The following is an 18,459-nucleotide window of genomic DNA, read 5'->3' as shown; positions in this document are numbered from 1 at the left end:
CTCTCTTGCGCGCTTTCTCCTACCCTAGCTTTACCCTGCCGCTGGGCCGGATGGGATCCCGCTGTGGCATCATCAGGGCAGGGTATTGCGGGGGCAGGTGTGACCCAACTGTTGCAACTGTTCATCTACGGCCTCGTCCTGGGCAGCATCTATGCTTTGGGGGCGATTGGGGTGTCTCTCACGTTTGGCATTTTGCGCTTTGCCAACTTTGCCCACGGGGATCTGATGACCTTGGGGGCCTACTTTGCCCTGACGTTTGTCGGCTGGGGTTGGCCGCTAGAGGTGAGCTGGATCCCGGCGGCCTTGGCGACAGCACTGTGTGCGGTGGGGATCGACCAACTGGTCTATCGCCGCCTGCGCCGGGAAGCGCCGGTGATTTTGCTGATCTCTTCTTTTGGCACGGCCCTGATCTTGCGCAGCTTGGTGCAGATTCTCTGGGGGCCCAACAACCAGGTGTACCGCAGCGGCATCCAGTTGCCCTGGCAGTTTTGGGGGCTGCGCGTCAAGCCGGATTGGGTAGCGATTCTGGTGGGAACGGCGCTGTTGGTGGTGGCGCTGCACCTGTTTTTGCAGCACACGCGGGTGGGGAAAGCCATGCGGGCCATGGCCGACAATTTTGACTTGGCCAAGGTGACCGGCATCGATACGGAGCGGATCATTCTCTGGACTTGGGCCATTGGCGCCGCCTTGGCCTGTGTGGCGGGCATCTTCCTGGGCCTGGATACGCGGCTGCACCCCACCATGGGCTGGCGGCTGCTGTTGCCCGTTTTCGCTGCAGCCATCCTCGGCGGCATTGGTCGCCCTTACGGGGCCATCGCCGGGGGGCTGGTGATTGGCCTGGCGGAGGAGTTTTCTACTTTGGTGCTCAGCCCAGCCTACAAGACGGGGGTGGCCTTTGCCATTCTGGTGCTGTTGCTGATCTTGCGGCCCACAGGGCTGTTGGGAGGACGGGCCTGATGTTGAGCTACGCCATTTTCTTTTTGGTTTTGGTGGGGATCTACGGCGTGCTGGTGCTGGGCCTCAATATCCAGTGGGGCTACGCCGGCATGTTCAACATTGGGGTGGGGGCCTTTTTTGCTGTGGGGGCCTACGCCAGCGCCATTGCCACGACGCCGCCCACCCCTGAGCACCTGGGCGGGTTCGATCTGCCGTTCTGGGTGGGCTTTGCCATGGCGGTGGTCGCCGCCGGGGCGATCGCCTTCTTGATCGGCTTGATTACCCTCAAGCTGCGCTCCGACTACTTGGCCATCGCCACCATCGGCATTGCCGAGATCATCAGCCAAATCCTGAAAAACGAGGGCTGGCTGACCAACGGCGTGCGTGGCATCACCCGCATTCCGCGGCCCTTTCGCGGCTGGATCCCAGGACAGGATACGCTGCTGTACTTGGGCTTGGTGCTGCTGGTCTTGGCGGTGGTTTACTGGCTGAGCGAGCGGGCCTATCGCTCTCCTTGGGGACGGGTGCTGCGGGCTATCCGCGAGGACGAGCCGGCAGCCCTAGCCGCTGGCAAAGATGTGCTCCAGTTTCGTTTGCAGGCATTTGTCCTGGGATCCATGCTCATGGGGCTGGCGGGGGCGCTCTATGCCCATTTTGTCAACTTCATCAGCCCGGAAGCCTTCCAGCCGGAGTTTGCCACCTTCATCGTCTGGGTGATGTTGATTGCCGGGGGCAGCGGCAACAACCGCGGCGCCCTGCTGGGGGCGCTGGTGATTTGGGGCGTGTGGTCGGGCAGCGAATGGTTGACCAACCGTCTGCCGCCCCAATGGGCCACCCGGGCCGGCCCCTTGCGCATTTTGTTGATCGGGATCTTGCTGCAGGTGATTCTTCTCACGCGCTCCCAAGGGCTGTTGCCAGAACGTCCGCCCAAGCCTGTTGTGGCTACTTCCGTTTCGTCTAAGCAGAACCCAGCAGGATAGGATGGGGTCGGCTGCAGCCGTTGTTGACGTGTTTGAGACAACCCAGACCTCTGCCACCATGACTCCGCGCCCCCAGGAAACGGACTCTCCCTTGTCGCCCCACAACCCCGACGCGACAGGCTGCCATCCCGATGCCGGACAGCCCGGGATCCCGACTGCGCCCATCCAGGAGGGCTATGCCTTGCCGGAGCAGTATTTCAACCGCGAGCTGAGCTGGATCGAGTTCAACGCCCGAGTGTTGCACGAGGCTCTGGACGAGCGCACTCCCCTGTTGGAGCGGCTGAAGTTTCTGGCCATCTTCGAGAGCAACCTGGACGAATTCTTCATGGTGCGAGTGGCGGTGATTCGCCGTCAGTTGGAGACGGGTGTGTTGGTGCTGACTCCAGATGGCCTCACACCGCAGCAGCAGTTGCGGCAGATCTCCAATCGCCTGCGCCCCCTGATTCAAAAGTTACACGAGTGTTTTCGGCAGGAACTGGTGCCTAAGCTGGCGGAACAGGGCATTCACATCCGCGATTTTTCCGAGCTGGCCGAACCGGAGCGGCAGGAGCTGCGGGAGTATTTCGACCGCCGCCTGTTTCCCGTGCTCACCCCCTTGGCGGTGGATCCGGGCCATCCTTTTCCCTATATCTCCAACCTCAGCCTCAGCTTGGCGGTGGTGGTGCGGGATCCGGAGACCGGCAAGGAACACTTTGCCCGCGTCAAGGTGCCCAACACCCTGCCCCGCTTTGTGCCGCTGCGGGACGGGGTGAGCTTCGTGCCGCTGGATCAGGTGATCGCCCATCACCTGGAGGCCCTGTTCGTGGGCATGGAAGTGCTGGAGTACTACCCCTTCCGCATCACTCGCGACGCCGATCTGGAGATCCAAGAGGACGAGGCCGACGATCTGCTGGCAGCCATTCAAGAAGAGCTGCGCAAACGGCGCTTTGGCTCGGTGGTGCGCATGGAGATCGCCAAGTCGATGCCCTCTGCCATTCGCCAACGGCTGTGCGAAGAGCTGCATCTGGATGCCGACTCCGTTTACGAGGTGGATGGGCTCCTCAACATGGGGGGGCTGATGGCGTTTCTCAACCTCAACCGCCCTGATTTAAAAGATCCCCCTTGGGGGCCCGTCACCCCTCCCCGCTTGCGTACTGCCTCGGTCAGCGATGAGCCGGTGGATATCTTCTCCGTCATCCGGGAAGGGGATCTGCTGGTGCACCACCCCTACGATTCCTTTGCTGCCAGTGTGGAACGGTTTTTGGAGGAGGCGGCCAACGATCCCCAGGTGCTCACCATCAAGCAAACCCTCTACCGCACCTCCGGCGACTCCTCGGTGGTGGGATCCCTCATCCAGGCTGCCGAGAACGGCAAGCAGGTGGCCGCCCTGGTGGAACTCAAAGCCCGTTTCGACGAAGAAAACAACATCCTCTGGGCCAAGAAGCTGGAAAAAGCTGGGGTGCACGTGGCCTACGGCCTGCCGGGGCTGAAGATCCACTGCAAACTGGCGCTGGTGGTGCGGGAAGAGGGGGGATCCCTGCGCCGCTATGTCCACATCGGCACCGGCAACTACAACCCCAAGACCGCCCGCATCTACACTGACTTGGGCCTGTTTACCTGCGATGAGACTCTCTGTAACGATGTAACAGAATTGTTTAACCTGCTGACGGGCTATTCGCGGCAACGGCACTTCCGCAAGCTGCTGGTGGCCCCTCGCACCCTGCGCCAGGGGATGGAAGCCTTGATCCGGAGAGAGATGCGCCATGCCCAAGCCGGCCAGCGGGGACGCATCATCGTCAAGGTCAACTCCCTCACCGACCCGCGCATGATCCAAGTGCTCTACGAGGCCAGCCAGGCAGGGGTGGAGATCGACCTCATTGTGCGTGGCATGTGCTGCCTGAAGCCAGGGATCCCGGGCCTGAGCGAGCGCATCCGTGTCATCAGCATCATCGGGCGCTTCTTGGAGCACTCCCGCATCTTCTACTTCTACAACGGCGGCCAGGAAGAGTACTTCATCGGCAGCGCCGACTACATGACCCGCAACCTGGATCGCCGCGTCGAGGTGGTAACCCCTGTAGAGAATCCCCTGTTGCAGCAAGAGCTGAAGGCGATCTTGGAGATCTGTCTGACGGATAACCGGCAAGCTTGGGAATTGCGTCCCGATGGCACCTACGTACAGCGACAGCCCAAGCCGGGAGAGCCGGTACGCTCCACCCACCAACGCCTGATGGAGCGGGCCGCCAGCCGCCTTTAGCCCTCACCCCCGGTCCCCTCTCCCTCTGGGAAGTTGGCTTAGGAGCGAGGGGTTTGGGCAGCTTCGGCCTCTTGCTCGCCCAGGGCGAGCACCTGCTCGGTGGCCTGCAGCGAAGACTGCAAGCTCTCCAACTTTTGTCGGCTGGAGCGGTTCAGCCCCGCCTCAATGCCGTTCACCAAGAGCTGATCCAGAGAGAACCAACCGCCGCCATTGACGGCAAAGGCCAAGAAGATGGCCGCGTAGATGGCCGATAGCTCCAGGTAAGGAATGCTGAAGCCGGCCACCTTGATGTGGTGAAACATGGCCACCGCCATCGTGGCCACCAGGCTCAATGCGGCGGGCCGCGTGAACAGGCCCAGGGCCACCAGGGGAGCTGCGATCAGTTCAGTGTAGGCGGCTACATAGGAGAAAAAGATGGGGAACGGCAAGCCGATCACTTCCACATAGGCCGCCGCAAACCCTTCGATATCGGCCAGCTTGTCGAGGCCGTTGTGAATCATGAATAGCCCCGCCACCACCCGCAAGACGGTCCACCCCAACTGGGACCACCGCGGAGGAACGCTGTCGTGACGCAAAACCGAGACGAGCAGCACGGGAAACTGCTGAGTGAGTGCCATGAGATGCAACCTGCAATGCAAAGATGCTAACTATTGTAACGATTCTAAATTTCTGTAACAAGACCAGGGCGGGATCCCCTGTCCTTCGGAGGCCGGATCGTCGGCCATTGGGTTGGGGGTGGGCGCAGCAACAGAGGGGATCCCTGCCCCCGCAGCGTCGCTTGGACAAGATGCGCCCGAGACGTTCTCGAGTGCCTATCCTTGTGAAGTGTTGGCGCAATTCTTCTGGCAGACGATCCCTGTCTTTAGCTAATCCGCCGTTCGCGCTAGCGGGACGTAGTCCTGGAAGCCCCGCTCTGTACCCCCCTATATCCCAGCCCCCCAGTCCCCCAGCCCCCCAGTCCCCCCGTATACGGGGGGATATAGGGGGGCGGGCCGGTCAGAGTCGGGATGAGAGGCGGGAGCGTTCAACAGGTACAATGCATTCATCATGAGAACCGCTTACCAGTACCGCTTGCGCCCTACTGCTAGCCAAGTCGCCCTGATGGGTGAGTGGCTGGAGCTGCTGCGTAAGCAGTACAACTATCGCTTGGCAGAACGGTTCAACGGGTGGGAGCAAAATCGCTTTCCCTCAGATGAAGCAGGACTGTATCCGGGGAAAGTTTATCCATCTGCCCAAGATTGGGCCGGTCAAGCTCATCCAACACCGTCCTTTGCCGGACGGCTTCGTGATTAAAACGGCCACCATCACCCGCAAGGTGGATGGGTGGTACTTCACCTTGAGCCTGCAGGATCCGTCTGTCCCGGAATGGAGCCCTGACCCGCCAACGTGGGAAAACACGATGGGGATAACCTGGGGCTAAGCTCTTTCTTGGTCACCGATGAGGGTGAGGTTATCGAGGTTCCTCAGTATTACCGTAAAGCGCAAAAGCCCCTCAAGCGGCTGCAACGGTCTGTATCGCGCAAGCAGAAGGGGTCAAACCGCTACCAGAAAGCGGTCAAGAGGTTGAGCAAGGCACATCAGAAAGTAGCCAACCAGCGCCGGGATTTCCACCACAAAGTTGCTCATCAGCTTTTGCAAAAAGGGAGACACATAGCCCATGAGGCATTGAACATCAAAGGTCTGGCAAGGACAAGGTTGGCCAAATCTATCCATGACGCCGGTTGGGGTGAGTTCCTGCAAATTTTGGCAGCCAAGGCTGAAAGAGCTGGGCTGTTGACGATTGCAGGGGATCCCCGCGGCAGCAGTCAAGGGTGCTCGGGGTGTGGTCGAGATGTGCCCAAAAAGCTGCATGAGCGGTGGCACGATTGTCCGCACTGTGGGTTGAGGATTGGCAGGGATCACAACTCGGCGAGGGTCATCAAATCCAGAGCGGTGGGGCGTCCCGTTCTTCAAGCTCAGGAAATGTCCTGCTATCGGGCAGGAGTCACTGGGAAGCCTGCACTCTATGCGTCAGCATGGGTGCGGGAGTACGTCACGGAGAAAAGCAGGCCATGATGCGCATTTCTATTCAGCCGGAGAGCGGGATCCCTGGCTCAGTCCAGCTCTTCAACTTGCTCTGTTTTGGCATTGCCTGCGGGCAATTTCCTCCCGGCTGTCGCCTGCCCAGCACCCGTCAGTTGGCCATGCAGACGGGCCTGCATCGCAACACCATCCACAAGGTTTACCACCAACTGGAGGCCATGGGCCTGGTGGAAACTCGCGCCGCCTCCGGCATTTACGTGAGCGGCACTGCTCGCCAGGCGGTTAACCGTTCTCGCGGTCTCAGCAAGAACCTGGATCGATCCAAACAGGCGCTGGAGCAGGTGCGTCAGGGCATCGATCAGCTTCAGCAGCAAGGCTTTTCTCTGGAGCAGGTGCGGGATCTGCTGCTGGCCGAGATCGACTGGCGGCTGCGCTGCAGTGCTCAGGTGCTGGTGTGCGTGCCCCGCCGAGACTTGGGCACAGGACAACTCATGGCTCAACAAATCCAACAGACTTTGGGCATCCGGGTCCAGTTGGTGCTGTTGGAAGACCTGGCCGCCGTGCTGGATCAGATCCATTCCGGCACTGTGGTGACGCTGCACTATTTTCTCAGCGCTGTCGAGGCCATTGCCCAGCCGCGGGGGGCCCGTGTGCTCCCGGTGGAGGTGTCGGATTACGCCCGCGAAATTGCCCTGATCCGCCAATTGCCTTCCCACGCTTGTCTGGGGCTGGTGAGCATCAGCACTGCCCTACTAGAAGTTGCCGAGGTGATCGTCCAAAGCTTGCGAGCAGACCTGCTGGTGCTGACAGCGGTGATTTCCGATACGGAACGGGTGGGATCCCTGATTCGCCGCGCCCACACCCTCATCTGCGACGAGGCCAGCTACTCTACCCTGCGCGCTCTGGTGCGCCAAGCCCGATCCGACCTGATCCGCACGCCCAACCTGGTCTGTGCTTCCCCTCACATCGGAGAAGCAGCCATGGCCAAGCTGCAACAGGAATTGGGCGGGATCCCATGAGCAGCAAGGGCGAGAAAACTCCTTTTGTTGCAAGCAAGCCATTTCGCGGATGACGGGCTGTGCAATGTCGTGCTTAAGTGGAAATACGGTAAAAAACCATCCTGATTTGATTCATCACTAATCAGTCTTTACACGTATGGTGATCCTCGACTACGCCTCCGCCGACCACGACCATGTGGCGGTGACAAAGGAAGGGTTTTGGGAGGCCATCCGCTTTCAGGATTATTTCTACGCTTTTAACCGCAGCTTTGCTCGGCTGCAGGACGCTATCGCCAGTTGCCGCCGCGAGATGGATCGCGGCTCCTTGATCAGCATTGTGGTGGTGCGCCCTCCTAGGTTTGAGGTGTGGTCGCGGGTGGGATCGGAAGTGCCGGTTTTGCCGAAGCAACTGTTGCAGGGGGGTTCTTCTCAGCCAGCGGCACCGTCTCCCTCCCCCCGCAGGCGAGTCTTCTGGCGCTTCTGGGAGCGAGCTGCTGAGGTCTCTAGGGTCGATGCCGAGCTGCCTTCAGCGCGATCCCTCTTCTACCGGGGCGCTCGGCCTTACAACGCTCTACAGGCCTAAGCCGGAGTAGAGTTGCGGCTCGGATTTCCCGCTGAGGGGGCAGGAGGGCTTCAAGTGCAAATTCACGTCCTCCTCTTCCAGCAGTAGGGGCACCCGCTCGGCCACTTCCAGGCCAAATCCCTTCAGGCCGCTGATGTGGCGAGAGGTATTGCTGATCAGGCGCATCTTCCGCACCCCCACATCGCGTAGGATCTGGGCGCCAATGCCGTAATCCCGCAGATCCATCGCTGCTGGCGGCGCAGTTTCAGCTAGCCCCAGATCTTGGCGAGCATAGGACTTGATTTGCTCGATAAGGCTGAGCTCTTGCCGGCGCAGGTACACCAGCACCCCCTGGCCCTGGTGGTCGATCATCTTCAGGGCGGCGGTCAATTGGCGGCGACAGTCGCAGCGCAGGGATCCCAGCGCATCCCCCAGGGGGCATTCCACATGCACCCGCACCAGGACGGGCTTGGCGGCAAATTGGGTCGGATCCCCCTTCACCAGCGCCAGGTGTTCTACCTGGTTAAGGGTGTCGCGGTAGCCGTAGACCTGAAACTGGCCAAACTCCGTCGGCAAAGTGGCGATAGCCCCCCGGTGCACCAGCCGTTCGGTGCGCAGGCGGTACTCGATCAGATGGGCGATGGTGATAATTTTCAAATTGTGCTGACGGGCAAATTCGATCAACTGGGGCAGGCGGGCCATCGAGCCATCCGGGTTTTGGATCTCGCAGATCACCCCTGCCGGGTACAGCCCGGCCAACATGGCCAGATCCACCGCCGCTTCCGTGTGGCCGGCCCGTTTGAGCACCCCGCCCTCCCGCGCCCGCAGCGGAAAGACATGCCCAGGGCGGCGCAGATCTTCCGGTCGGGTATGGGGATGGATGGCCGCCTGGATGGTGCGAGCGCGGTCGGCAGCGGAAATGCCTGTAGAAACCCCTAACTCTGGCCCGGCATCAATGCTGACGGTAAAAGCTGTCTGGTTGCTGTCGGTGTTTTGCCCCACCATCAGCGGGATCTTCAGCTCGTCGAGGCGGGATCCCTGCATGGCCAGACAGATAAGGCCCCGCCCATAGGTGGCCATGAAGTTGATCACCTCTGGCGTGGCAAACTGGGCAGCACAGATCAGATCCCCTTCATTTTCCCGGTTTTCGTCATCGACCACGATGACCATGCGACCACACTTGAGGTCCTCCAGGGCTTCGGGGATGGAGTGAAAGATGGTTTCTGTCTCTGCCGGCAAAGTGGCACTCATGGAAAAGGGGAGGCGAAAAAGGGAGAGGAACCCTCGACGATCTATGCTAGAGCAGGACAAAGGGCAGGAGAGAAGCCGAAACAGACAGCCGCCCTTGACCGCACTGCTACTGGGCTGGCTTCCGCGCAGCGGCAGGCCGCTTGTGCCTTCAACTGCAGGGCAAGGGACAGCCAGGGCTTTGAACTAGTACTTGGGAATGGAGGGATCGTAAGCCTCAGCCCAGGCCAGGATCCCCCCGCGCAGGTTTTTCCCTTGGATCCCGGCTGCTTGCAGAATCTTCAAGGCCTTGGCCGAGCGCACCCCGCTCTTGCAGTGGACGATTAGCTCCGAGCCGTTGAGGAGTTTTCGCACCTGCTCCACCCCATCGCCGTTTTCGATTTGCGGCAACGGGATCAGGTGAGCGCCAGGGATCCGGCCGATCTCCCACTCGTTGGGGTTGCGCACATCGACCAACACAAAGTCTTGGCCAGCATCCATCCGCGCCTTCAGCTCAGCCACGCTGATCTCGGGGATCTCCGCTTGGCTGGCTTGTTCTGTGGCTTGCGGGATCCCACAGAACTGCTCGTAGTCGATGAGCTGGGTGATGGGGGGAGTGGCGGGGTTTTTGCGCAGCTTCAGCTCGCGGAAGCTCATTTTTAGAGCATCGTAAAGCAGCAGCCGCCCGCTCAGGGTCGTGCCGATGCCCAGCAGGATTTTCACCGTCTCGGTGGCCTGGATCAGGCCGATGATGCCGGGCAGGATCCCCAGCACGCCCCCCTCGGCACAGGAGGGAACCAGCCCCGGTGGCGGTGGCTCGGGGTAGAGATCGCGGTAGTTGGGCCCATCCTCGTAGTTGAAAACCGTCGCCTGCCCCTCGAAGCGGAAGATCGAGCCGTAGACATTGGGCTTGCCCGTCAGCACACAGGCATCGTTGACCAGGTAGCGGGTGGGGAAGTTGTCGGTGCCATCCACGATCACGTCGTAGTTGGCAAACAGCTCCAGGGCATTGTGGGCCTTCAGAGCGGTGTTGTAAACGTCCACCTGGCAATAGGGGTTGATCTCCAGGATGCGGTTTTTGGCCGATTCCACCTTGGGCTTGCCCACCCAGGAGGTGCCGTGGATCACCTGCCGCTGCAGGTTCGACACATCCACCACATCGAAATCGACGATGCCGATCCGCCCCACACCGGCTGCCGCCAAATACAGCAACAGGGGCGAGCCCAGCCCGCCGGTGCCAATGCACAGCACCTTGCCCGCTTTCAGCCGCTTCTGCCCTTCCAGGCCCACCTCTGGCAGGATAAGGTGGCGAGAAAAGCGCTCCATCTCCTCGCGGGAGAGGCTGACTTGGCTGGTGTCCAGGTTCAACATGGTCAACGCCCTCCGGCAATAGCAGGAACGATGCTGATGACGGCTTGTTCTCCCACCGGCGTGTTGTCGCCTTGGGCCAACGTGCGCACGTCCTCGTCATTGAGGTAAACGTTGACGAAATTGCGCAACTTGCCGTCTTCTGTGTAGAGGTGGCGCTTTAGCTCGCCATAGCGGGCGATCAGGTTGCTCATCACTTCGCCGACATTGCTGCCCTCGATCTCGACAGCTTCCAGGTTGTCGGTGTAGGGGCGCAGGGGAGAGGGGATCAGAACTTTGGTTGCCATGGGAGTTCGGGGAGAGATCTTGGGTATCTACTGGAGACTTTTGAGGATCCAGAGGATCTGGGCTGACCTATCCGTTTGTCGATCTTGTTGGGGCTGTCTACTGACTTTGAGGATTCAGCTATGTTACAGACAAGGTTCAGCACTAGACTACCGCTTTTTCCGGTGGTACCCATCCCAGCTTTCAAGGATCCCAACTGAACTTAGCCGTGAACTTCAGCCTCAAACAGCGGCAAAGCCCAAACGACTCTAGCTTGCCAAAGCCGGGAGCGGGGGGATGCGAATGTCTTCCAGCATCTGCATCGGCTCCCGTTGGGGCTGCTCCTGCTCATCCAAAACCCAGCTCACCACCTCTTCTGCCTTGCCCTCGCGCACGCTGACGATCACACAGGAAAAGCCCCAAGGAAAAGCATGCTGCCGATCAAACTCGGAGGGAATGGCCGCATGGTTGGGGTGGGAATGATAGGTGCCCAGGATCCCCAGCCCTTTGCGCACCGCGTGGTCGTTGGCCCGCTTGAAATCCGCCGGATCGATCAAAAAGCGGCGGCGGCTGGATTCCCCGTCTGCCAGAGGGTTTTCCGCTTGATCCCAGGTGTTGGTCACCGACCAAAGCTCGTGGATGATCTTGTCGGATCCCCGGATTTCCCCAATTAAAATGCCGCAGCTCTCGTGGGGAAAGGCTTGTTCGCCGTGCTGGCGGATGCTGTGAAGGTGGTCTGCCGAGAGGTAGAGGGCCATGAATCTCGCCTTTGCCGATGGAGTTACCGTTCTTTTATTCTGGCACAAGTTGGCCGGGGATCCCTCAACTTAGCTACAGCGGATGCCATTGGGGCGCAACGGGCAGGCCGTTCCGCAGAGGCCGCCGCTGCTGAAAATGTTCGGCCACCAGTGTGGCGCGGTCAGACCCGTCCATCGAGTGAACCCAGAGGTGGCTCTGGCTTTGGAGGGGTGACGGGGGCATAGTGGGGGCAACCCTGGCACGGCCCTTGGGGATGGACGGCACAGCGCAACCAGGCCGAGTGGGCACTGAAAACACAAGAGGGATCCCCCAGGGGTGGGCCAAATTCGCCGGCCCGTTGACGGCGCAGCAGCACCACTTGCCGTCGCCAATCTTGCAAAAATCGGCTGTAGGCGCGTTCCCGCCAGCGACGCTTGGCCGCATGTTCCGAGACGTAGGCAGTGAGGTTATCCAACATGAAGCAGTCACCCAGAGAGTAAGGCCAACAGGCTGGGGGTCGCGTTGGATCAGCCTAGATCCTCAGGATGGCACACTCTGGTAGGAGAGGGAAAAATTGCAGAAGAATTGCAAACGCTCCCTATCTTACTTGGGATGAAGAACCGCTTTGCCAACCGGAGGGCAGAGCGGCAGCATGGGCAAGGTGATTGGCTTTGAGCCGAAAAACTAGCGGAGCAAGCTGCTGGCTAGTGGGCAGGGGGATAAGCCGCCTATGATGGTATAGTAGAGGCTGGCTCCGACTTATAGCGAAGTGGCAGCGAGCCTACGGGGAAAGAAGTAAGTCGCCAGGGGATCCCTGCAGGCTTGCTTTCGAGGCAGGAGTTGAGGTTGTGATGACGGATGCCTCTGGGTCAGAACGATTGAAGCGAACCAAGGATATTTCTGAGAGTACACCGCCTTCATCTCTTCCGGATCACCTGATCCGGGCTACGGCGGCGGAGGGCAAGATTCGGGTGGTGGGCTTGGTGTCCACCCAGGCAGTCCAGGAAGCGCGGGAGCGGCACAAGCTCTCCTATGTGGCGACAGTGGCGCTGGGGCGGGCTATGAGTGCAGCCCTGTTGCTGGCGGCCAACCTGAAGCGACGCCAGGCGCGGATCAACCTGCAACTGAAGGGAAATGGCCCCTTGGGCGGCATCTACGTAGATGCCGGCATGGACGGCACGGTACGCGGCTATGTGAGCAACCCTGCCATTGAACTTCCTCTCACCCCTGAGAGCAAGTTGGATGTGGGTCAGGCCGTTGGGCGTTACGGCTACCTCCATGTGCTGCGGGACTTGGGCTACGGCCAGCCTTACACCAGTGCTGTGGAACTGGTTTCGGGAGAGGTGGGAGATGATATCAGCTACTACCTCTCCTCCTCGGAGCAGATCCCTTCGGCAGTTCTTTTGGGGGTGAACCTCGATTCCCAGCGGGTGCGCGCCGCCGGTGGAGTGCTGATGCAGCTCATGCCGGGAGCGCCAGCCAGTCTGATCCCGGAGATGGAGGCCCGTTTGGCCAAAGTAGAGGAATTCAGCCCAATGCTGGCCTACGGCGGCGGTTTGCGGGAGCTGTTGCAAATTTGCCTGGGCGACTTGGATCTCAAGATCGCGCCGGAGGTGCGCACCATCCGCTTCTATTGCCAGTGCAATTCCGACCGGGTGAAGGGGGCACTGCGCATGTTGGGGCGGGACGAGCTCATCGACATGATCCGCACCGATAAGGGAGCAGAGGCGGTTTGCCAGTTCTGCAACGAGGTCTACCGCATCTCAGAGGATGAGCTGCGCTCGATTGTGGCGGAGATGTCGGCAAACCCATAGCACCCCGTGATGGCAGAATAATCGCCAGGTACGGGATCCCTGCTCTCCTATGTCCTCTGAGCCTGCTGCCCCTGAGCTCTCGGTTGTCATCCCCTGCAAAAATGAGGCGGACAACCTGGAACATTTGTTCGAGCGCCTGCGCCTAACCTTGGATCCGTTGGGGATCCCCTACGAGATCATCTGTGTCAACGACGGCAGCGAGGACGACACGCTGGAAAAGCTGATCGCTTTCCATCGTCAGGATCCCCGCATCAAGGTGGTGAACCTCTCCCGCGGTTTTGGCAAGGAAATTGCCCTCACCGCCGGCTTGGACTACGCTGCGGGCAGAGCCGTTGTGCCCATCGACGCCGACCTGCAGGATCCCCCGGAGTTGATCCCGGAGATGCTGCAGCAGTGGCGGCAGGGGTATCAGGTGGTGTATGCGGTGCGCCGCAGCCGCCGGGGAGAGAGCTGGCTCAAGCGCTTGACGGCCAACGGGTTTTATTGGGTCATCGACCAGCTCAGCCAGGTGCGGATCCCGCGCAATACCGGGGACTTTCGGCTATTGGATCGGCAGGTGGTGGACGCCATCAGGCAACTGCGGGAGCGCACCCGCTTTATGAAAGGGATCTTTGCCTGGGTGGGCTATCGTCAGGTGGCCATTTTTTACGACCGCGCCCCCCGTTTTCGCGGCAAAAGCCAGTGGAACTACTGGCGGTTGTGGAACCTGGCCATAGAAGGCATTACCTCTTTTAGCTCTTGGCCGTTGCGGGTGTGGAGCTATCTGGGCTTGGGGATTTCCGTGCTGGCTTTGCTGTACGGCCTTTTTCTGATCATCCGCACTTTGCTGTTTGGCTCTGATGTGCCCGGCTACGCCTCTTTGGCGGTGATGACCTTGTTTTTGGGCGGGATCCAGTTGATCAGCCTGGGCGTAATTGGAGAGTATCTGGGCCGCGTTTTTGAAGAGGTGAAAGGCCGGCCACTGTACCTAGTCCAAGGCGCCTTTGGGTTCGAGACCTCAGGACATTCGCCTTCTCCAGGATCCTATCCTGTTTGCAGCTCGGGCTCGCTGCCCACTCAAAAGCCGGGATGAAAAGCTCTTATGCTCTTATTCCCACCTCATTTTTCTGGGTTCTGCGTCCGGCATATTCTTGGTACTCGCGCACAAAGATCTCCTGCATCTCTTTCTGGGAAAGCTGGATTCCTTGGATTTCGGCGCGGGCGATGGCCTTCATCAGCTCAATATAGGCCAGGCCAAGGGAAAGGGTCAGGGTAGCGGCTGTGGTGGATTGGATGATGCCGCCTGCCAGGGATCCCACGCCGGGGATCAGCTTCAGCAGGTTCGAGACAATGGCCCGCCCGGTCACCACTGCGCCCCCAACGCCTGCCAAAGCCGCCATCAAAGAGTAATAAAAAGAAGGGGAAGCTTTGTAGCCGAAGATAAAGCTGATATTGGCAATCATGCCAATCTGAGCAGCCACCAACAGAGGGGCATCGGCAAAAGGAAGGGGGGTTGCCCCAATAAAGGCCGCGCTGGCCACATAGCCCGATACATACTTAAAAGCAGCATCGGCTTTGAGATCTACCCGCAGCAATTGCTGGCGGATAAAGGCAAGGCGAGCCACTTCCGGCAGCAGCTCCAAGGTGCAGCCGATCAGATGCTCCAGCCCGTGGGCGGGGATGGTGAGTTGCCGGTTAATGACCTTGTCCTTAGCCAAAAGAGGAACAATGTAGCGAACAGGGAGATTTTGGCGCTGCAAATACTGGAAAAACTCGCTCTCTTCCGGATTGGGGTATTCCAGGCATTGAGTTAAAACCAAGATGACCGGCACATCTTTGAGTTCCAGTTCCCTCAGCCACCTGCGCTCGGTTTCCTCCAGCCGCTTCAGCTCGTGGTGGATGCAATACCAAACAATGTGAATGTGATGTTCAGGATCCTTGAGGCGCAGCTCGTCGATTAGTTGGGCCACCTCGAGGCGGATCTGAGTATTCTGCTCGCCGGCCAACTCCATGCCAGGCGTATCGTAGATGGTGATCGGGCAACCTTGCTTGGAATATTGGCGAATGTGGCGGGTGACGGGGCTGCCGACGCCGGTGCGGGCCAGCTCATCTTTAAACACCGCGTTGACCAAAGTGCTCTTGCCCACCCCGCTTTTGCCGATCACCAGGACGTTGCAATGGCCCATTTCGGCCTCCGCTTCCAGCAGGCTCTGTTTGAACAGGTGGCGTTTGAACAGGTGGCCGGCCGAATCTTCTAGATCTCCCTGTTGCCCCCGAGCTCGCGCAACCGTTTGATGGGTTAGGCGAATCAGTTTTTCTATCCAGGAGCGGCTTTCCGGCTCCGTTTGAGACATGCTCCATCCCCAAGTACGGGATCAACTGGGCTAACGCTCCCAGTCTAGTGTAAATCGCGAAGGGATGCGACTCCTCCCTGACCGGCCCACCGGTTCTGCTACAACCAGCACTTTATTGAGAGCTGTTCACAAGAAGCGCCGAGTTGGACTATGCTGGGGTGGGGACAGCCCCAAGATCTCCTGGATCGACTCAATTAAGTAGACTGGGTAGATAGCTGTGTCCTCTTTACCTTGGAGAACCTTGCCCTATGTCTGAAACCGCAACCTTGCGCCAGGCCTTCAACAGCGTGCGCAACAACCCTGTCTCCCTCGGCCTGGAGGTGACCCAGCCGATCTGCGAGGGGATGAACGCCCTTCTGGCCAGCTTCCAAGGGTTGTACTTGCAATACCAGAAGCATCACTTCGTAGTGGAGGGCACCGAGTTCTACCCGCTGCACCAGTTATTCAAGGATCACTACGAGCAGGTGAGGGAACATGTTCACGACCTGGGAGAACGCCTTGAAGGTCTAGGGGGTGTGCCGGTAGCCACCTTTGCCACCTTGGCTCGCCTCTGCTGCTTTACCCCTGAGCCGGATGGCGCTTTTGAGGCGCGGCAAATGCTGAAGAACGATCTGGCCGCGGAGCAGGCCATCATTGATCTGCTGCGGCGTCAGGCCGCTCAAGCGGAAAGCCTAGGGGATCGCGCCACCCGCTACCTCTACGAGCAGATCTTGCTGAAGACGGAAGACCGGGCCTTCCACCTCAGCCACTTCCTGGCCAACGACAGCCTGGTGTTTGGCTTGATGGACGGCAGAGCCTAGTCGGGATCCAGGGCAGGCCCGTCAGGTCGGCGAGCCTGCTACCCTCTCTGCGCTGGCTTTTGTTTTTCTTGTAAGCATTGATTGAGAATTACTCTCCCTAGTAGCTTTCCAGGTCTACTCTTATTGATGAGGCGTTGCTTCTGGCCATGAACTTTGTATCTTCTGGGAGCGGCTATTGTTTGCAGATCCCCTTGGGGGAGCGCTGGCGCATTGGGCGGCGGCTGGTGGAGTTGGGGATCCCAGCGGTTTGTACGGGAGAGGGTCATTTGCAGGTGCAGGTGGACACGCCTTTGGCTCTGGTGCAGGTGCGCAGCGTGATCCGCCAATACACGGCGCGGCGGCGGGAGTTATTGGACAGCCTAGAGATATGTTGGCAGCTCAACGCTGGGGGACAAGATGAGCAAGTTGGCTAAGCAAAGGATCCCGTTTGAGGCAGAGGGCCAGTTCCTGGGATTTCTTCCCGATAAGGATGGCAAGCTCAAGTACTTGCGCTGGCAGGCCGGGGCAGAAGTGTTTGCTGGCAAGATCCCCAAGCCGCTGCGTTCTGAGCTCTACCGCAGCCTCAAACCCGGAGATAGGCTTCAGATCGCCGGGGAGCGGGAGGTGGATCCATTCAAGGGGCGAGAGAAATGGGTGCTCTGCCGCGTGGTTCCTGTCCAGGCTTCCCCCAAGGCCGCTCCCGGAGCGGAGGAAGGGAGGAAAGGCGTTGTCTTGGTCTGTCAGAAGTCTGATTGCTGTCGGCGGGGGGCGATGGCGGTGATGCAGGCTCTGCAGGCCCACTTGGCGGCCTACCCGGAGACCATCCGGGTGCAGGGAGTGGGCTGCATGAAAGATTGCAAACGGGGGCCCAACGTGGTGTTCCTGCCCGACAAGGCTCGCTACAGCGGCGTTTCTCCGCAAGGGATCCCGGCTTTGTTGCAGCGGCACTTTCCGCTGGCAGACCCAGTTCCTTCTCCTTGAGCGGCAACGTCGCCTGCTGCTAAGGGATCTAATCCTGGACGCAGACAACCTGCTGGGTTTGGGCAGACCGCTCGGCGGCCTCGGCCACAGCTAGGGCGTGGAGCATCTTCTCCGGATCCACGTAGAGAGGGCTGCCGCAGCGCAGGTGAGCCAGCACCATGCGGGTATCTTGCTCAAACAGGCCGTGGCGAGATCCGGTCTCCAGGGGATGGGCGCTGCCAGGGCGCAACAGGGTCGCCTCTTCGCCGTTGATCAGCAGGCCCCCCCGCTGGCCATGGAACTCCAATAGGCGCTGGGAGCACCACAGGGAGTCCCCTTTGCCATAGGTCAACACCGCCAGCAGCCCACTGGCAAAACTTAGGTGGGCTGTGCAGTAGCAACTGCTGTAGCGGTGGGGCAAGTCTGGACCGTCGTAGCGCAGTTGACAGCTCACCCGCTCTACCTTTCCCAACAAGTCCACCAGGCGGTGGATGCGGGAGACAGCCCCTGTGAGGGGGAAGCCAAACTGGTCGGGCCGATAAGTCCAGCGGTCGGGGGCAGGGTGGGCGGCAGTGAGGGTAATGTAGCGAACGGCAAACAACTTGCCCAGCCCTGCCAGCTCCCGTCTCAGCAACTGGTGAACGCCGCTGAGGAGCTCTATGTGCTCTACGTGCAACAGCAACTGCCGTTCCGCTGCCAATTGCACCAGGGAGCGAGCTTCGGCAACGCTCAGGGCCAGGGGATATTCCACAACGGTGTGGATCCCGGCCTCCAGGGCGGCACGGGCGATGGCCGCATGATCCCGATTGATGGTGCTAACAAACACCAAATCCAGCGGCTGCTCGCAGAACAGGGAAGACCAGTCGGAATAGGCCGCCGCCCCAAACTCGGCGGCAAAAGCAGCACTTCGCTCAGGGGTTCGGCCAGCAACTGCCACAATCTGCACCTGCCCATCTTTGCGCAAGGCTTCTGCCCGTGAGCGAGCTGCATAGCCAGTGCCAATGATCCCCACCCGCAAGGCCTGTTTCCTTCCCCTGCTTGTCTCTTTCTGTAGCATTACACAAAAGGATAGCTTGGTAGCCCCGTACTTGGGTGCGAGGCGGAAAAGCCCTTGAGCCACTTTAGTTGCTTCTTTTAGTACAGAGCTTCTCCAGGAAAACGACCTACTGCGGTGCAAAACCCGCGCGGCAATACAGCCTTTTAATTTAAAATAGGGTACAGGTATTCAAGAGGAAGGAGAGAAAG

General features: G+C 59.9%; 20 protein-coding genes and 1 pseudogene. 13 read left to right on the top strand and 8 right to left on the bottom strand.

Going from position 1 to position 18,459, the window contains the following annotated elements; all coding sequences use genetic code 11:
• The first annotated feature begins 99 nt into the window (after positions 1–99).
• From NW855_RS11655 to NW855_RS11645, 3 genes are read left to right on the top strand one after another with little or no spacing between them, the layout of a single operon-like run.
• Positions 100–957: a branched-chain amino acid ABC transporter permease gene (locus tag NW855_RS11655; RefSeq protein WP_011431273.1), complete on the top strand. Its 858-nt coding sequence runs from the start codon at positions 100–102 to the stop codon at positions 955–957.
• The gene (locus NW855_RS11650; protein ID WP_011431272.1) at positions 957–1,916 is read left to right on the top strand and encodes a branched-chain amino acid ABC transporter permease; all 960 of its coding nucleotides are present in this window, start codon (positions 957–959) and stop codon (positions 1,914–1,916) included. The genes NW855_RS11655 and NW855_RS11650 overlap by 1 nt, the downstream gene beginning before the upstream one ends.
• Before the next feature lie 58 nt (positions 1,917–1,974).
• A complete protein-coding gene (locus tag NW855_RS11645) occupies positions 1,975–4,149 on the top strand; it encodes an RNA degradosome polyphosphate kinase (protein WP_414508816.1) in 2,175 nt (724 codons plus the stop codon).
• Between the two features lie 38 nt (positions 4,150–4,187).
• On the opposite strand, the gene NW855_RS11640 is transcribed toward NW855_RS11645, so the two are convergent.
• The gene (locus tag NW855_RS11640; protein WP_414508805.1) at positions 4,188–4,766 is read right to left on the bottom strand and encodes a DoxX family protein; all 579 of its coding nucleotides are present in this window, start codon (positions 4,764–4,766) and stop codon (positions 4,188–4,190) included.
• Positions 4,767–5,196: 430 nt separating this feature from the next.
• Between NW855_RS11640 and NW855_RS11635 the strand changes: the two genes are divergently transcribed.
• The 5 genes from NW855_RS11635 (at position 5,197) to NW855_RS11615 (ending at position 7,752) form a co-directional block, all read left to right on the top strand.
• Positions 5,197–5,442, top strand: coding sequence for a helix-turn-helix domain-containing protein (locus NW855_RS11635; protein WP_228375326.1), 246 nt, complete (start codon positions 5,197–5,199; stop codon positions 5,440–5,442).
• Positions 5,342–5,569, top strand: coding sequence for a hypothetical protein (locus NW855_RS11630; protein ID WP_240531074.1), 228 nt, complete (start codon positions 5,342–5,344; stop codon positions 5,567–5,569). Before NW855_RS11635 ends, NW855_RS11630 begins: the two co-directional genes overlap by 101 nt.
• Before the next feature lie 8 nt (positions 5,570–5,577).
• Positions 5,578–6,204: an RNA-guided endonuclease InsQ/TnpB family protein gene (locus tag NW855_RS11625; protein ID WP_414508804.1), complete on the top strand. Its 627-nt coding sequence runs from the start codon at positions 5,578–5,580 to the stop codon at positions 6,202–6,204.
• Entirely contained in the window at positions 6,201–7,190 is a 990-nt protein-coding gene (locus NW855_RS11620; protein WP_041438581.1) for a GntR family transcriptional regulator, read from the top strand. Before NW855_RS11625 ends, NW855_RS11620 begins: the two co-directional genes overlap by 4 nt.
• Positions 7,191–7,326: 136 nt before the next feature.
• Positions 7,327–7,752: a hypothetical protein gene (locus tag NW855_RS11615; RefSeq protein ID WP_011431268.1), complete on the top strand. Its 426-nt coding sequence runs from the start codon at positions 7,327–7,329 to the stop codon at positions 7,750–7,752.
• A gap of 54 nt (positions 7,753–7,806) precedes the next feature.
• On the opposite strand, the pseudogene ribB reads toward NW855_RS11615, so the two are convergent.
• From ribB to NW855_RS11590, 5 genes and pseudogenes are all read right to left on the bottom strand, one after another.
• Positions 7,807–8,949: pseudogene (ribB, locus tag NW855_RS11610) on the bottom strand (3,4-dihydroxy-2-butanone-4-phosphate synthase); the annotation flags it as partial.
• Positions 8,950–9,165: 216 nt separating this feature from the next.
• On the bottom strand, positions 9,166–10,329 hold the full coding sequence (gene moeB / locus NW855_RS11605) for a molybdopterin-synthase adenylyltransferase MoeB (protein WP_011431266.1): 1,164 nt from the start codon (positions 10,327–10,329) through the stop codon (positions 9,166–9,168).
• A gap of 2 nt (positions 10,330–10,331) precedes the next feature.
• A complete protein-coding gene (locus NW855_RS11600; RefSeq protein ID WP_011431265.1) occupies positions 10,332–10,613 on the bottom strand; it encodes a MoaD/ThiS family protein in 282 nt (93 codons plus the stop codon).
• 246 nt (positions 10,614–10,859) lie between these two features.
• Positions 10,860–11,348, bottom strand: a complete 489-nt coding sequence (locus tag NW855_RS11595; protein WP_011433657.1) for a M67 family metallopeptidase — start codon at positions 11,346–11,348, stop codon at positions 10,860–10,862.
• A 161-nt stretch (positions 11,349–11,509) separates the two neighbouring features.
• Entirely contained in the window at positions 11,510–11,806 is a 297-nt protein-coding gene (locus NW855_RS11590; protein ID WP_414402838.1) for a DUF6464 family protein, read from the bottom strand.
• A gap of 373 nt (positions 11,807–12,179) precedes the next feature.
• Here NW855_RS11590 and hslO point away from each other — a divergent pair, with 373 nt between their 5' ends.
• Both hslO and NW855_RS11580 read left to right on the top strand, forming a co-directional pair.
• On the top strand, positions 12,180–13,142 hold the full coding sequence (hslO, locus tag NW855_RS11585; RefSeq protein WP_011431262.1) for an Hsp33 family molecular chaperone HslO: 963 nt from the start codon (positions 12,180–12,182) through the stop codon (positions 13,140–13,142).
• Positions 13,143–13,191: 49 nt separating this feature from the next.
• Positions 13,192–14,214 (top strand): glycosyltransferase family 2 protein, encoded by a 1,023-nt coding sequence (locus NW855_RS11580; protein WP_011431261.1) that lies wholly within the window; start codon positions 13,192–13,194, stop codon positions 14,212–14,214.
• A 7-nt stretch (positions 14,215–14,221) separates the two neighbouring features.
• On the opposite strand, the gene NW855_RS11575 is transcribed toward NW855_RS11580, so the two are convergent.
• The gene (locus NW855_RS11575; RefSeq protein WP_011431260.1) at positions 14,222–15,475 is read right to left on the bottom strand and encodes a YcjF family protein; all 1,254 of its coding nucleotides are present in this window, start codon (positions 15,473–15,475) and stop codon (positions 14,222–14,224) included.
• A gap of 248 nt (positions 15,476–15,723) precedes the next feature.
• Here NW855_RS11575 and NW855_RS11570 point away from each other — a divergent pair, with 248 nt between their 5' ends.
• The 3 genes from NW855_RS11570 to NW855_RS11560 all read left to right on the top strand — a co-directional run bounded on the left by NW855_RS11570 (position 15,724) and on the right by NW855_RS11560 (position 17,235).
• Complete coding sequence (locus NW855_RS11570) at positions 15,724–16,275, top strand: Dps family protein (RefSeq protein ID WP_011431259.1); 552 nt, start codon at positions 15,724–15,726, stop codon at positions 16,273–16,275.
• Between the two features lie 146 nt (positions 16,276–16,421).
• Complete coding sequence (locus tag NW855_RS11565; RefSeq protein WP_041438578.1) at positions 16,422–16,688, top strand: Asr1405/Asl0597 family protein; 267 nt, start codon at positions 16,422–16,424, stop codon at positions 16,686–16,688.
• Entirely contained in the window at positions 16,672–17,235 is a 564-nt protein-coding gene (locus NW855_RS11560) for a (2Fe-2S) ferredoxin domain-containing protein (protein ID WP_041438576.1), read from the top strand. The genes NW855_RS11565 and NW855_RS11560 overlap by 17 nt, the downstream gene beginning before the upstream one ends.
• A gap of 28 nt (positions 17,236–17,263) precedes the next feature.
• Here NW855_RS11560 and NW855_RS11555 read toward each other — a convergent pair whose 3' ends face one another.
• Positions 17,264–18,226, bottom strand: coding sequence for a Gfo/Idh/MocA family protein (locus NW855_RS11555; RefSeq protein WP_240527890.1), 963 nt, complete (start codon positions 18,224–18,226; stop codon positions 17,264–17,266).
• Positions 18,227–18,459 lie beyond the last annotated feature (233 nt).

Source organism: Synechococcus sp. RC10B2, from assembly GCF_047502635.1.
The sequence above is the reverse complement of the archived record's forward strand: the minus strand, read 5'-3'. Positions and strand labels throughout refer to the sequence as shown.

Bases quoted from the DNA above. Each gene is read 5' to 3' on its own strand.
- NW855_RS11650 (WP_011431272.1), top strand. From the start codon at position 957: ATGTTGAGCTACGCCATTTTCTTTTTGGTTTTGGTGGGGATCTACGGC.
- NW855_RS11645 (WP_414508816.1), top strand. From the start codon at position 1,975: ATGACTCCGCGCCCCCAGGAAACGGACTCTCCCTTGTCGCCCCACAAC.
- NW855_RS11640 (WP_414508805.1), bottom strand. From the start codon at position 4,766: ATGGCACTCACTCAGCAGTTTCCCGTGCTGCTCGTCTCGGTTTTGCGT.
- NW855_RS11635 (WP_228375326.1), top strand. From the start codon at position 5,197: ATGAGAACCGCTTACCAGTACCGCTTGCGCCCTACTGCTAGCCAAGTC.
- NW855_RS11630 (WP_240531074.1), top strand. From the start codon at position 5,342: ATGAAGCAGGACTGTATCCGGGGAAAGTTTATCCATCTGCCCAAGATT.
- NW855_RS11620 (WP_041438581.1), top strand. From the start codon at position 6,201: ATGATGCGCATTTCTATTCAGCCGGAGAGCGGGATCCCTGGCTCAGTC.
- NW855_RS11615 (WP_011431268.1), top strand. From the start codon at position 7,327: ATGGTGATCCTCGACTACGCCTCCGCCGACCACGACCATGTGGCGGTG.
- moeB (WP_011431266.1), bottom strand. From the start codon at position 10,329: ATGTTGAACCTGGACACCAGCCAAGTCAGCCTCTCCCGCGAGGAGATG.
- NW855_RS11600 (WP_011431265.1), bottom strand. From the start codon at position 10,613: ATGGCAACCAAAGTTCTGATCCCCTCTCCCCTGCGCCCCTACACCGAC.
- NW855_RS11595 (WP_011433657.1), bottom strand. From the start codon at position 11,348: ATGGCCCTCTACCTCTCGGCAGACCACCTTCACAGCATCCGCCAGCAC.
- NW855_RS11590 (WP_414402838.1), bottom strand. From the start codon at position 11,806: ATGTTGGATAACCTCACTGCCTACGTCTCGGAACATGCGGCCAAGCGT.
- hslO (WP_011431262.1), top strand. From the start codon at position 12,180: ATGACGGATGCCTCTGGGTCAGAACGATTGAAGCGAACCAAGGATATT.
- NW855_RS11580 (WP_011431261.1), top strand. From the start codon at position 13,192: ATGTCCTCTGAGCCTGCTGCCCCTGAGCTCTCGGTTGTCATCCCCTGC.
- NW855_RS11575 (WP_011431260.1), bottom strand. From the start codon at position 15,475: ATGTCTCAAACGGAGCCGGAAAGCCGCTCCTGGATAGAAAAACTGATT.
- NW855_RS11570 (WP_011431259.1), top strand. From the start codon at position 15,724: ATGTCTGAAACCGCAACCTTGCGCCAGGCCTTCAACAGCGTGCGCAAC.
- NW855_RS11565 (WP_041438578.1), top strand. From the start codon at position 16,422: ATGAACTTTGTATCTTCTGGGAGCGGCTATTGTTTGCAGATCCCCTTG.
- NW855_RS11560 (WP_041438576.1), top strand. From the start codon at position 16,672: ATGAGCAAGTTGGCTAAGCAAAGGATCCCGTTTGAGGCAGAGGGCCAG.